Source organism: Streptomyces sp. NPDC052101, assembly GCF_040680235.1.
GTDB lineage: Bacteria > Actinomycetota > Actinomycetes > Streptomycetales > Streptomycetaceae > Streptomyces.
Window position 1 is genome coordinate 23090 of the sequence record NZ_JBFAWH010000055.1, and the last position, 12696, is coordinate 35785.

Sequence of the window (12696 nt, forward strand, 5' to 3'; positions counted from 1 at the left end):
GCTGCGCGGTCCCGACGTACCGGCCAAGTCCCTGGACGCGCGCGCCCTCGCGGCGCTCGCCGCGAACCCCGGGTGCGCGCGGCGGGCGGTCCTGGACGGCGCCGGGGTGGACAAGGCGCGGCTGGCGAGCGCGCTGGGCGCGCCGTCCGGTTTCGGGCAGTCGCAGTTCGCGCTGACCCGGGGCAACGCGTTCGAGGCACGGGTGAAGGCCGACGGCGGCGCGGAGCTGCTGCGGCTGGCGCACACCCGCCTCGACCCGGGTGCCGAGCCGCCGGCCGGTGCCGCCGTACCCGACCTGACCGCGCACGGCCCCGAGGGGCGTACGGCCCGTACGGCGCTGGCGCTGCGCGAGGCCACGCGCGCGGGTGGCTGGACGCTGCTCGACCACCCGATGCTGGCGCTGGACGTAGCCGGCTCGCTCGCCTTCCTGGAGCCGGACGCGGTGGTGGTGCACCCGGACGGCAGCTGGTCCGTGGTGGAGATCAAGTCCTTCCCGATGCTGGACGGTTCGGCGGATCCGGCCAAGGTCGGCGCGGCGGCCCGCCAGGCGGCGGTCTACGTCCTGGCCCTGGAGGCGGTCGCCGGGCGGCTAGGCGCGGACCCGGCTGAGGTGCCCCAGAAGCGGAGCGCCCCGGACAGCGCTCCCGTCCCGCGCGTGCACCACCGGGTGCTGCTGGTGTGTCCGAAGGACTTCTCCAACCTGCCCGCGGGCTGTGCTGTCGACGTCCGCAAGCAGCGCGCTGTCACCGCCCGCCAGCTGGCCCGGCTCACCCGGATCGAGGAGATCACCGAGGGGCTGCCGGAGGGCATGTGCTTCGCGCCCGACCGGAGTGCCGAGGAGCTGACGGCGGCCGTGCAAGCCGTCCCTGCGGCCTACGCGCCGGAGTGCCTGTCCGTCTGCGAGCTGGCCTTCCACTGCCGGGAGCGCTCGCGTGAGGCGGGCGCCGTCACCCGCCTCGGCCGACCGCTGCGGGCGGAGCTGGGCGGTCTGACCACGGTCGAGGACGTCCTCGCGACGGCTCGCGGCGAGCGGGGCGACCCGGACGACCCGGCGGTCGCGGCCCTGCGCCGGGCGGCGGCCCTGCGCGCGGAGGCGCTGACGGACGCGGCCCACCGGGAGGCGGCCCCGTGTCCCTGATCGCCACCCTCGCCCGGCTCGAGGCCGTCAGCAGCGGCCGCGCGCAGCCCGCCGCGACCGTGCGGCACCGGCATCTGTCCGAGCGCCCGCTGGTGTTCGTGCCGCTCACCACCGCCGGTGAGGCCGGCGCCCCGCTCGGCGCGCTGGTCGGCACCGACCGGGACGCCCCGCGCCTGCTGGTCGTAGCGCAGCCGCGCGACCGGGATCTGCGCTTCACGTTCCTCGCCGACCTGGCCGACACCGTCCTGCCGTACGTGGACTCCTACGCCGGGTCCGTGGAGGCGGCCGAGCGCACCGAGACCGATCCGGAGACCGGCAAGCGGGTCAAGGTCGAGGCGGAGCTGTGCGCGGACGCCCCCCAGCTGATCGTGCCGAGCCGCGCGGGCCTGGACTTCGTACGGCTCCTCGGCCGCTCGATGCGGTTTCGCCGTACGGCCGAGCAGGACCCGGAGGCGCCCTATCCGGCGCCGCCCCGGGTGCCGCTGCTGGGCCGCTGGCTGACCCACTACGGCGAGCGGTCCCGGGTCCCCGGCTCCTCCCTCCTGCTCGCCCTGACCGATGTGCTGTCCCGGCACTGGGCGACCGGCCAGTCCGGGCTGGAGGACCAGCATCTGGGCGCGCTGCTCGCCTGGATCGACCCCCCGGAGGGCACCGGCGGTGCCGATGCGGCGCGCCGGGCGGAACTCGCCCGGGACCCCGCCGGCCAGCTGCTGTGCCCGCCGGCCGGTCCCGCCACCGACCCGGCGTTCGACAACAGGCTGCTGGCCCCGGCGATCGAGCGCTACGACCGTGCGCGCACCGCGCTCGCCGCGGCCGAGGACGCCCTGGCCGCCGACGACCGGCTGGCCGCGCTCACGGCGGCCGAGCGGGAGGTCCTCGACCTGGTGGAGAGCCGCACCCGGCCCACCTGGGACGCGGTGTGGCGGGGCCTGGATCTGCTGCGGGCGCTGCCCGAGGCGGCGCATGCCGAGGAGCGCTGGACCCGCGACCGCTGGTCCTTCACCGGCCACCGCGACCGGGTGCTGGCGGGCGAGCCCCCGCAGCCGCGCCGGGACGACGCGGTGACGGCGGCGAACAAGCTGGCCACGCGCGAGCGCGAGCAGGCCCGGCTGGAGGCGCAGGAAGCCCTGGACGACCCGCTGGTGATGGCGGGGCGGCGGCTGGCCGGGGAGGCGTTCGCGGGCGAGGTCACCGATGTCGTCCCCGCGTACAGCGAGGGCAAGCGGCCGAGCCCGCGCCCGCTGGTGACGGTCCGCACGGACGACCGGCCGCATCTCGCGGAGCGCACGAAGGTGTATCGCTCGCTGGGCGGCAAGCCGCAGTCGGCGGAGCTGGTCGGATTCGAGGCCGAGGGTGTGCTGGTCCTGCGTGTCCTGGACAAGATGGGGCGCGGCAAGGAGCCGGAGCCCGGTTCGGTGCCGGAGAAGGGCGACCGGGTCTGCTTCACCCTCTTCGAGCACGAGCAGCGCGGCGGCACGAAGCTGCCCGATCCGGAGGCGACGCCGTGGACGCACGGCGGCCCGCCGGGCGAGTCCGCGCCGGAGGCCCCCGACACCGTGACCGAGGAGGACGTGCTGTGACGACGGTGGACTTCGATGCCGGAGCCGCTGCCGCCCGCGCCACCGACGCGATCCTCGACGACACGCTGCACGGCGGCGAGCGGGGCGTGGTGGTGGACTCGCCGCCGGGCGCCGGCAAGTCGACGCTCGTGGTGCGCGCGGCCCTCGAACTGGCCGGTGCGGGCCGCCCGTTGATGATCGTGGCCCAGACGAACGCCCAGGTGGACGACCTCGTCCTCCGGCTCGCCGAGAAGGACCCGGACCTGCCGGTCGGCCGCCTGCACAGCAGCGACGGCGACCCTTATGACAAGGCGCTGGACGACCTGCCGCAGGTCCGCACGTCCGCGAAGGCCGCCGACCTGAACGGCCTGCCGGTCGTCCTGTCCACGGCGGCGAAGTGGGCGCATGTGAAGGTCGACGAGCCCTGGCGGCACGCGATCGTGGACGAGGCGTACCAGATGCGTTCCGACTCGCTGCTGGCCGTGGCCGGCCTGTTCGAGCGGGCACTGTTCGTCGGCGACCCGGGTCAGCTGGACCCGTTCGCGACCGTCGGCAGCGAGCAGTGGGCGGGGCTGTCGTACGACCCCTCGGCCTCCGCCGTGACCACCCTGCTGGCCCACAACCCCGGCCTGCCGCAGCACCGCCTCCCGGTGTCCTGGCGGCTGCCCGCCTCGGCGGCGCCGCTGGTCTCCGACGCGTTCTACCCGTACACCCCCTTCCGCAGCGGCACCGGCCACGGCGACCGCCGGCTGACCTTCGCGGTCCCCTCGGACGGCTCCGGCCCGGACCGGGTGATCGACGAGGCGGCGGCTTCCGGCTGGGGGCTGCTGGAGCTGCCCGCCCGGCACACCCCGCGCACGGATCCCGAGGCGGTCCGCGCGGTGGCGACGGTCGTACGCAGGCTGCTGGACCGCGGCGGCGCGGCGACGTCGGAGCGTGCGCCCGAGGAGCCCGTGGCGTTGACCCCCGACCGCGTCGCCGTCGGCACGGCCCACCGCGACCAGGCGGCGGCGGTCCGCGCGGCACTCGCCGAGCTGGGCGTGGCGGACGTCACGGTCGACACCGCGAACCGCCTCCAGGGCCGGGAGTACGACATCACGGTCGTCCTGCACCCGCTCTCCGGCCGCCCCGACGCCACCGCCTTCCATCTGGAGACCGGCCGCCTGTGCGTGCTGGCCTCCCGCCACCGCCACGCCTGCATCGTGGTCTGCCGCGCCGGCGTCGGCGACCTCCTGGACGACTACCCGTCCACGGAACCGGTCCAGCTGGGCACGCTGGTGAAGTTTCCCGATGGCTGGGAGGCGAATCACGCGGTGCTGGCGCACCTGGCGGAACACAGGGTCGACTTTCGGCCATGACGGCCCCTTGCGGGGGCGCGGGACAATGGACGGTGGCCCACCTGAAGGCGGTGCCCAGCGAACCGTACGAGGAGGAGACGAGACATGGCGGAGCCCACGCCGCGTCGCAACGAACCGCGGCTACGCCCCGCGCCCCTGATCTTCGAGCCCGCGGAGGCGGCCGCCGATCCCGAGCACTTCTTCGACCTGGAGTCGATCGAGGATCCCCGGGCGCTGCTGGCCCGGGCCACGGAGCTGACCCAGGCCTTCCGCGCGGCCGCCGACCGGGCCGTGGAGTTCCAGGCCGTCGCGGCGGCCCAGCTCGCCGACCCGCGCCGGTTCGACCGGCTGACCCCGGCGGACATCGCCGAGCAGGCGGAGTGGACCGAGGACTACGCGAAGAGGATGGTCGAGTTCGGGCGGGACCTGATGCGCGGGAGCGCCGAGGGGCGCACGTCCGCCGATCCCGTGTGACCGCGTCCGTCGGCCCGTGTGACCGGGCGCCCGCGTCGCCCGCCCGCGCGGGCAATTCTCACGAGTAACCCCGTTCGGCATATGCCAGGCGGGCAAGATACTCCTCCGCCACCGCACCTGTCCCGATTTTCGGCAACTCAGAAGAACTGCCCGCTCACAGTCGGTACATGTAGGTGGCATGAGCAGCGCACCGAACGTCACCCGAGTCACCTCCGACGGAGTCGACTGGCTCGCCTCGGCGGCGACGTATCCGCGGAGCACGCTGGCCCTGTGGGAGGAGCGCCCGGACACCCCGGTCGTCCTGCCCTGCGGCACCGTCTTCGACGTGGTGAGCGCCCCGGCGATCTTCGGCCGCCGGATGCTGGACCGGCTGTGGGACGACGGCCCGGGCTCGGGCCCGGTCGCGATGTTCCGCGGCCGTGTGCTGCTGTTCGCCGCTCCGGGCACAGCCCAGCGGCTGCCCTCGCTGCTGGCGTGGGAGGAGTGGGGCTCGCACCGTACGCAGGCCGTGCCGCCGCTGCTGTGTCACGGCACGGGCGACGCGGTGACCGTCCCGGCGCCTGGCGGGGGCGACGGCGCGGGCGCGTCCCGCTGGCTGGTCGCGCCGGACACCCGTCATCCCTGGCTGCCGGGGCCGGAGGTCGTCCTCTGGGCGGCGGTACGAGCCGCCCGCGCGGCGGTGCGGATATCGATTTTTCCTCCCGCCGAACAGGATGCTAAGGTCTACGACGTCAGCAGGCGCCGCTAGCTCAGTTGGTTAGAGCAGCTGACTCTTAATCAGCGGGTCCGGGGTTCGAGTCCCTGGCGGCGCACGCGAAGAAGACGGCGGGTCCGGTTCGAAAGAATCCGGCCCGCCGTTTTCGTATACGGCGGCGATACAAGCGATACAGCAGCGCTGCGGCGGCCATCCGGCAGCGGACAGCCGCGCTCAGTCGTCATGTGCCCCTGGCGTGATCCGCACCGTCCAGGCCCCCGAGACCGTCCTCCCCTCCACCTCCACCTTCACGCCCTCACCGGGCACGGTGAAGCTCTCGCCGAGGGCGACCGGGGCGTCGGCGAGGGGCGGGTAGACGGAGCTCTCCCAGCAGGCCTCGGTGCGCGGGTGGGCGTCGACGACCTCCATGGGGCCGCCGCCGGACTCCGCCCCGCTCCTGATCCGGTACACCAGCACCCCCTGCCGGCAGCCGGCGCGGTCGTTGCCGGCCGAGCCGCGCGCCTCGAAGCCCAGGGCGCTGTCGAGCCCGGTGCGCACGATCGCCAGCTTCACCCCGTGCCCGAGCCCGAAGGCCGGGGGGCCCGCCGCGCCCTGCATCGGGATCCCCGGGCCGACCTCCAGCGGCTCCAGGGTCAGCCGGGTCGTCCCGGTCCCGCGCACGCACACCACCTGGCGCGGGTCCAGCCAGCCGAGCCTCCACTTGTGCCAGGCGAACAGGTCGGGGGAGAGCCCGAACTGACTGCCCATCAGATCCCAGTCGCCGACGTAGGTGTCCCAGTCGCCCTTGCCGTCGTCCGGGCGGTGATAGAGGTCGGGCAGGTCGAAGACGTGTCCGGTCTCATGGGCGAGGACCAGCCGGTCCGGCGGATGCTTCTCGAACACGGTGACGACCCGGCGGATGTCCGCGCCGTCCACACGCATGGGCGTGTCCAGGTTCACGACCTTCGTGGCGTCCGAGTCGACGCCGGGCGCGTCCGGGTCGGCGACGAAGTACACGACCTGGTAGCGGGAGAAGTCGACCTCCTTGTCGGCGACCGCGAACGCGTCGCGCAGATAGGCGGCGCGGTCCTCCACGCTCCAGTCCCGCCTTATGGCGTACGCCGTGGACGGCCGGGGCATGCGCAGCCAGTGCTTCAGCGGGTGCGGGCGGAGGGTGAACCTGCCGTAGGAAGCCTGTTCGAAGTAGTGGCTGGTGGCCGGGAAGTGGTCAGCGGTCAGCTCGGCGGGTGTGGCGTTCGGGGTGGCGTCCGGGAAGGAGAGGAAGACGAGCACGGCGTCCTGCGGGCCGGTCGGGCGGGTGTACTCCCGGTCCCAGCTGTCCACACCCTCGGAGTGGTGGGCGTCGGTCCGGTGCAGCGCGCAGGGGGTCGTGGAGAAGGGCCTGGCAGCGGACGGGCCGGTGAGGATCGATGTCGCGGCGAGCGCCGACAGCGTGGTGCACATGGCGGCGGCGCTACGCAGCTTGGGCACGGACATGACCTCCGGACGCGGTTCGCGGGGACCCAGATCCAGATTGCTGGTATTTATTTGGCTATGCCCTGTTTCTCTGCACCACCAGGGTGAGTGCGCCGTCGGGCGCGCCTGCGCGCTCCGGCGCTCGACACCCCGAAACACTCACGGAACGTCACAACTGGTCGGGGGCCCGAAGAAGCCGCCCACGCGCGGGCAGAAACGATCTGTCAGAAACCGTGTCCGGTCCGGGACACTGGAGAGTGGCTGGAAGGGCCCGGGGCCAGCCTCTATGATCGGCACACTTTCCGGCACGGACAGCGATCGAGTGCACTGCGGGAGCGAGCGGTGAGCGGAACGTCCGAAGGGCCGACGCCCGCGGCAGACCTCGACCGGTCAGCCGTAACAGACAGTGACCACACCACCTACCAGCGTGTCTTCGCGGCCGCCCCAGTCGCCATGGCCGTCGTGGACCGCGCCGGACTCGTCGCCGCCGCCAACGCGGCCTTCGGCGAGCTGCTCGGCACCGATCCGGACATACTCATCGGGCGGGTCGCCGCCGACCTGGTGGACCTGGCCTCGGACACCCGCAGCTGGCACGCCTACCGCGAGGTCCTGCGCGGCCGGCAGGCCCGGCTGCGCTGCACCCGCCGGCTGAAACACCCCGAGGGGCACTCGGTGTGGGCGCAGGTCACCATCGCCCCGCTCGGCGACGGGGAGCCCGGGGTGCTGCTGTCCGTCGCCGACATCAGCGCCCGCCGCGAACTCCAGGCCCGGCTGCGGCACTTGCAGATGCACGACCCGGTGACCCGGCTGCCCAACCGGACCCTGTTCTTCGAGCGGCTGACGGCCGCGCTGGAGGCGGAGTCGTACGAGGAGAGCGGCACCGGCCGGATCGGCCTGTGCTATCTGGACCTGGACGGCTTCAAGGCCGTCAACGACACCCTCGGCCACCGGGTCGGCGACCGGCTGCTCGCGGCCGTCGCCGAGCGCCTGACCCGGGTGGCCGACGAGGCCGGCTACGCCCGCGCCGTCACCCCGCTGGTGGCCCGGCTCGGCGGCGACGAGTTCGCGCTGCTCGTGGAGGACTCCACCGGCACCGAACAGCTCGCCGAACTGGCCGAGTCGGCGCTCAGGGCCCTGGAGGAACCCTTCGACCTGGCGGGCCAGCGGCTGTCCCTGACCGCCTCCATCGGCGTCGTGGAACGCCATGCGGCGGGCACCACCGCCACCGGCCTGATGCAGGCCGGCGATACGACGCTGTACTGGGCGAAGGCCGACGGCAAGGCCCGCTGGACCCTGTTCGACCCCGAGCGCAACGCGCACCGGATGACCCGTCAGGCCCTGTCGTCCACTCTGCGCCCCGCCATCGACCGGGGCGAATTCGCGCTCGAATACCAGCCGTTGGTCGGCATGGAGGACGGCAGCCTCTCCGGGGTCGAGGCGTTGATCCGCTGGAATCATCCTCAGTTCGGCACACTGACGCCGAATCGGTTCATCGGACTGGCCGAGGAGGACGGCTCGATCGTGCAGCTCGGCCGCTGGGCGCTGAACACCGCCTGCCGTCAGGCCCGCCGCTGGCAGCTCGACCACCCGGACGACCCGCCCATCTTCGTCAGCGTGAACGTGGCCGTGCGCCAGGTATGGGACTCCGACCTGGTGGCCGACGTGGCGGAGATCCTCGCCGAGACCGGACTCGCCCCGCATCTGCTGCAGTTGGAGCTGACCGAGTCCGCGGTGATGGGCTCGGCCGGCCGCCCCCTGCAGGCCCTGCAGGCGCTCAGCGACATGGGTGTGCGCATCGCCATCGACGACTTCGGCACCGGCTACTCCAACCTCGCCTACCTCAGCCGCCTGCCGGTCTCGACGCTCAAGCTCGACGGGTCCTTCGTCCGCGGCTTCCAGTACGAGGCCGACAAGTCCCCGGCGATCACTCCCAACCAGGCCGACGAGGTCATCGTCGAGGCGATGATCCAGCTCGCCCACCGGCTCGGCATCACCGTCACCGCCGAATGCGTGGAGACCTCGGCCCAGGCCAGCCGCCTGCGCCGGATCGGCTGCGACACCGGACAGGGCTGGCTGTACTCCCGCCCGGTGCCGCCGGATCGTATCTCCGAACTCCTCGGCGCGCAGACCTACGCGGTCGGCAACCCGTAGGCGTCCGCGATCAGTTCGTAGGAGCGCAGCCGCAGTTCACCGCGGTGGGCGTGGGAGACGAGCATCAGCTCGTCCGCGCCCGTGCGCTTGTGGAGGTCGTCCAGGCCGGAGCGGACCTCGTCGGCGGTGCCGTGCACGATGTTGGACGTCCAGGAGGTGATGAACTCCTCCTCCATCGGGCTGAACTGCTGCCGCTCGGCCTCGGCCGGGTCGGGGAAGAGACCGGGCCGGCCGGTGCGCAGCCGGAGCATGTTCAGGGCCACCGCGCGGCTCTGGCGGCGGGCCTCGCGCTCGTCGTCGGTGGCGAGGGCGGAGACGCCGATGAGGGCGTAGGGCTCGTCGAGGACCGCGGAGGGGCGGAAGGCCTGCCGGTACAGGTCCAGGGCCGGGATGGTGTTCTGCGCGGAGAAGTGGTGTGCGAAGGCGAACGGCAGGCCCAGCAGTCCGGCGAGGCGGGCGCTGAAGCCGGAGGAGCCGAGCAGCCAGACCGGCGGCCGGTGCGGGGACTGGACGCCGCCGGGGGCGGTGGCCTGGACGGGGCCCGGGATCGCGTGGATACGGCGGTAGGGATGGCCGTCGGGGAAGTCGTCGTCCAGGAAACGGGTCAGTTCGGCGAGCTGCTCCGGGAAGTCGTCGGCGCCCTCGCCCGGTGTGTCGGTACGGCGCAGAGCGGCGGCGGTGGCGCCGTCCGTGCCGGGCGCCCGGCCGAGGCCCAGGTCGATCCGGCCCGGCGCCATCGCCTCCAGCGTGCCGAACTGCTCCGCGATCACCAGCGGCGCGTGGTTGGGCAGCATCACACCGCCCGAGCCGAGCCGGATGCGCTCGGTGCGGGCGGCGAGGTGGGCGAGGATCACCGCGGGCGAGGAGGAGGCGACGCCCGGCATGGAGTGGTGCTCGGCGACCCAGTACCGGTGGAAGCCGCGCGCCTCGGCGAGACGGGACAGCTCAACGCTGGTGCGCAGCGCGTCGCCGGCGGTACTGCCCGCGCCGACGGTCACCAGGTCCAGTACGGAGAGGGGGGCGGGGGCGGTCCCGAGCGTCGTGCCCCGGATCTCGTCTGCCTCGTCTGCCGACACGGTGTGGCCTCCTGTTTCGCGGCATGGGGTGTCCTGCACCGGCGTAACAGGAGGCAGTCTCCGCTTATTCCGGCCGGGTCAGACCTGCACGATCGGCTCCCTCGTGAACAGCGTCCCCAGCGCCGGCGCGTTCACCCGCCGGTCGGCCAGCCTCAGCCCCTCCCACACCGACACCTGGTTCGCCGTGAGCACCGGCTTGGACAGCGCCTTCTCCAGCAACGACAGATGCGCGGCCGTGTGCAGCGCGGTGTCCGGCAGCAGTACGGCCTCCGCCTCGGAGACGTCGGCGGCGCGCGCCAGCGTCAGCACGTCCTCCTCGCCCCACGTGCCGACCTCCGCGGCCGTGATGATCCCCGAGGAGCGCGTCCCGGTCACCTCCAGGCCGCCGGCCCGCAGGAAGTCCGCGAACAGCGCGGCGATGTCCTCCGGGTAGGTCGCCCCGACCGCGACCCGCCGTACCCCGATCTCCCGGGCCGCGTGCACGAACGCGAACGACGTCGAGGACGCGGGCATCCCGGCCAGCCGGGCGAGCGTGCGCACCTGCTCCTGCGCGCCCTCCCAGCCGTGCACGAACCCGCCGCTGGTGCACGCCCACACCACCGTCTCGGCGCCGGTCAGCCGCAGGCTCTCCATGCCCGCCGCGAGCCGCTCGGCGGAACCCATCTCGCGCAGCGCCGCCACCCGGTGCGCGTCCTCGCCGATGTCGGTGTGGACCAGATCCACCCGGATGTCGCTGCCCAGGAGCTGCTCGATGCGCGGATAGTCGTCCTCGGCGGAGTGGCCCGGGTAGAGGAATCCGAGTGCGGTCATGACGGCCCTTCTTGGTGTTCCTGTGTCTCTTCCGGCAGTACGGGGGGCCAGGTACGCGCCGACTCGTCCGTCAGCGCCTGATACGGCCCCACCGCTCGGGTACCCAGCCGGCGCAGTGCCGCCCACATCGTGACCTGGTTGGCGGACAGCACCGGGATCCGCAGCTCGGCCTCCAGCTGGGGGATCACGTCGTACGTCGGCAGATTGGTGCAGGAGATGAAGAGCGCGTCGGCGGTGCCGGGGCGGACCGCCTGCCGCGCCATGCCGACGACGTCCCGGTACGGCACCTTCCAGATGTGCCGGGTCAGCCCCATGAAGGCGCACCCGGTGACCTGCACGCCGGCCTCGGCGACGAACTCCTCCAGCGCCCGGGTGACGGACACCGTGTACGGCGTGACCAGCGCGACCCGGCGTACGCCCAGCTCGTCGAGGGCCTCCAGCAGCGCCCCGGAGGTGGTCACCGAGGCCGGTGCGCCCGCGAGGCTCATCGCCGCGCACATCGCCCGCTCCCCGGTGACGCCGCCGACGAAGCTGCCGGAGGTGCAGGCGTAGGCGACGACCTCCGGCGCGACGGCGGTCAGGGCGCGCACGGCGTCGCCGAGCGTCTCGTGCTCGCTGACCAGCCGGGCCAGGTCCAGGCTCACCTCGACCGGCACGAACGGGGTCCGGGTCAGATGCAGCGACACCTCATCGGGCACCCAGCGCCACAGCTCGCGGTCGAGCGCGAAGTCAAAAGGGGCGACGACTCCCACTCCGCGCTGGAGGCGGGGGCCGCCGAGAAAGGTGACGTCCATGGCTGGCACCGCCTCACGCGGAGAACGAGGGGGCAAGGGATGGCGTGTACGCCCGTGTTGACGAAGGTAGGTTCCGGTGCGAGCGTGGTCAATCCGCGCACAATCTCCGCATAATCCGCGCACGTCAGACGCTCGGAGCCGCCCCGTATGACGACCCTCCCCACGCTTCTCGTGCTGGATGCCGAGCCGCCGCCCCGGCTCGGCAGGCTCACCGGCCGCGCCCGGATCGTCCACACGGACGCGGCGCACCTGGCCGAGCGGCTGCCCGCGGCGGACGCCCTGCTGATCTGGGATTTCGCCTCGCACGCCGTGCGCGAGGCGTGGCCGGGCGACGGGCCGAGGCCCCGCTGGGTGCACACGGCGAGCGCGGGCGTGGACCATCTGATGTGCCCGGAACTCGCCGCGTCCGACACGGTGGTCACGAACGCCCGCGGGATCTTCGACCAGCCGATCGCCGAGTACGTGGCGGCGCTCGTGCTGGCGGTCGCCAAGGATCTGCCGCGCACCCTGGAGCACCAGCGGGAGCGGGCGTGGCGGCACCGGGAGGGCCGCCGGGTGGCGGGCACCCGCGCGTGCGTGGTCGGCTCGGGTCCGATCGGCCGGGCGATCGTCCGCACCCTGAAGGCGCTGGGCGTGACGACGGCGCTGGTCGGGCGTGTGCCCCGGACCGGCATCCACGGCCCGGCCGACCTGGACCGGCTGGTCTCCCGCGCGGACTGGGTGATCGCGGCCGCGCCGCTCACCGAGCAGACGTACCGCATGTTCGACACCCACCGCTTCGGGGTGATGCAGCCCTCGGCCTTCTTCATCAACGTCGGCCGCGGTCAGCTCGTCGACGAGGATGCCCTCGCGCACGCGCTGACCCGCCGCTGGATCGCGGGCGCCGCGCTGGACGTCCTCACCACCGAGCCCCTCCCCGAGGACAGCCCGCTGTGGAATCTGCCCGGTCTGATCATCTCCCCGCACATGAGCGGCGACACGGTCGGCTGGCGGGACGAACTGGGTGTGCAGTTCATCGAGTTGTACGAGCGCTGGGCGGCGGGCAGATCTCTCCTGAACGTGGTCGACAAGAAGCGCGGCTACGTCCCCGGCCACTGAGCTCTTTCAGCGTTGCCGCTCCAGCGTGAGGACGGCAGCGGCGATTGACGTCATTCGATTCGGGCTGCACCGGGATCGGCGGAAGATGC

General features: G+C 73.3%; 11 protein-coding genes, 1 tRNA gene and 1 pseudogene. 8 read left to right on the forward strand and 5 right to left on the reverse strand.

Translation table 11 applies throughout. The annotated features are described in order from the left end of the window. The first annotated feature begins 1 nt into the window (after position 1). The 6 genes from AB0L75_RS41260 to AB0L75_RS41285 all read left to right on the forward strand — a co-directional run bounded on the left by AB0L75_RS41260 (position 2) and on the right by AB0L75_RS41285 (position 5320). Complete coding sequence (locus AB0L75_RS41260) at positions 2-1138, forward strand: hypothetical protein (RefSeq protein WP_365191436.1); 1137 nt, start codon at positions 2-4, stop codon at positions 1136-1138. After that, on the forward strand, positions 1129-2718 hold the full coding sequence (locus tag AB0L75_RS41265) for a hypothetical protein (protein ID WP_365191426.1): 1590 nt from the start codon (positions 1129-1131) through the stop codon (positions 2716-2718). The genes AB0L75_RS41260 and AB0L75_RS41265 overlap by 10 nt, the downstream gene beginning before the upstream one ends. Further along, positions 2715-4055, forward strand: a complete 1341-nt coding sequence (locus AB0L75_RS41270; protein WP_365191427.1) for an AAA domain-containing protein — start codon at positions 2715-2717, stop codon at positions 4053-4055. The genes AB0L75_RS41265 and AB0L75_RS41270 overlap by 4 nt, the downstream gene beginning before the upstream one ends. Positions 4056-4139: 84 nt before the next feature. Then, complete coding sequence (locus AB0L75_RS41275) at positions 4140-4508, forward strand: hypothetical protein (RefSeq protein WP_365191428.1); 369 nt, start codon at positions 4140-4142, stop codon at positions 4506-4508. A 178-nt stretch (positions 4509-4686) separates the two neighbouring features. Then, the gene (locus tag AB0L75_RS41280) at positions 4687-5256 is read left to right on the forward strand and encodes a bifunctional DNA primase/polymerase (protein ID WP_365191429.1); all 570 of its coding nucleotides are present in this window, start codon (positions 4687-4689) and stop codon (positions 5254-5256) included. After that, positions 5247-5320: transfer RNA gene (locus tag AB0L75_RS41285), tRNA-Lys, on the forward strand. Before AB0L75_RS41280 ends, AB0L75_RS41285 begins: the two co-directional genes overlap by 10 nt. Before the next feature lie 116 nt (positions 5321-5436). Here the strand turns inward: AB0L75_RS41285 and AB0L75_RS41290 are convergent. Beyond that, a complete protein-coding gene (locus AB0L75_RS41290) occupies positions 5437-6699 on the reverse strand; it encodes a M6 family metalloprotease domain-containing protein (RefSeq protein WP_365191430.1) in 1263 nt (420 codons plus the stop codon). 321 nt (positions 6700-7020) lie between these two features. Between AB0L75_RS41290 and AB0L75_RS41295 the strand changes: the two genes are divergently transcribed. Further along, positions 7021-8829: a bifunctional diguanylate cyclase/phosphodiesterase gene (locus AB0L75_RS41295; protein WP_365191431.1), complete on the forward strand. Its 1809-nt coding sequence runs from the start codon at positions 7021-7023 to the stop codon at positions 8827-8829. Here AB0L75_RS41295 and AB0L75_RS41300 read toward each other — a convergent pair. The 3 genes from AB0L75_RS41300 to AB0L75_RS41310 all read right to left on the reverse strand — a co-directional run bounded on the left by AB0L75_RS41300 (position 8808) and on the right by AB0L75_RS41310 (position 11509). Then, positions 8808-9905, reverse strand: coding sequence for an LLM class flavin-dependent oxidoreductase (locus AB0L75_RS41300; RefSeq protein WP_365191432.1), 1098 nt, complete (start codon positions 9903-9905; stop codon positions 8808-8810). The genes AB0L75_RS41295 and AB0L75_RS41300 overlap by 22 nt on opposite strands. 78 nt (positions 9906-9983) lie before the next feature. Continuing rightward, on the reverse strand, positions 9984-10715 hold the full coding sequence (locus AB0L75_RS41305; protein WP_365191433.1) for a decarboxylase: 732 nt from the start codon (positions 10713-10715) through the stop codon (positions 9984-9986). Further along, positions 10712-11509 carry a decarboxylase gene (locus AB0L75_RS41310; RefSeq protein ID WP_365191434.1) on the reverse strand — a complete coding sequence of 266 codons (798 nt, stop codon included), beginning with the start codon at positions 11507-11509 and terminating at the stop codon, positions 10712-10714. The genes AB0L75_RS41305 and AB0L75_RS41310 overlap by 4 nt, the downstream gene beginning before the upstream one ends. Positions 11510-11656: 147 nt before the next feature. Here AB0L75_RS41310 and AB0L75_RS41315 point away from each other — a divergent pair, with 147 nt between their 5' ends. Beyond that, on the forward strand, positions 11657-12607 hold the full coding sequence (locus AB0L75_RS41315; RefSeq protein ID WP_365191435.1) for a D-2-hydroxyacid dehydrogenase: 951 nt from the start codon (positions 11657-11659) through the stop codon (positions 12605-12607). A 6-nt stretch (positions 12608-12613) separates the two neighbouring features. Here AB0L75_RS41315 and AB0L75_RS41320 read toward each other — a convergent pair. Then, positions 12614-12696, reverse strand: a pseudogene (locus AB0L75_RS41320) (IS5/IS1182 family transposase); the annotation flags it as partial.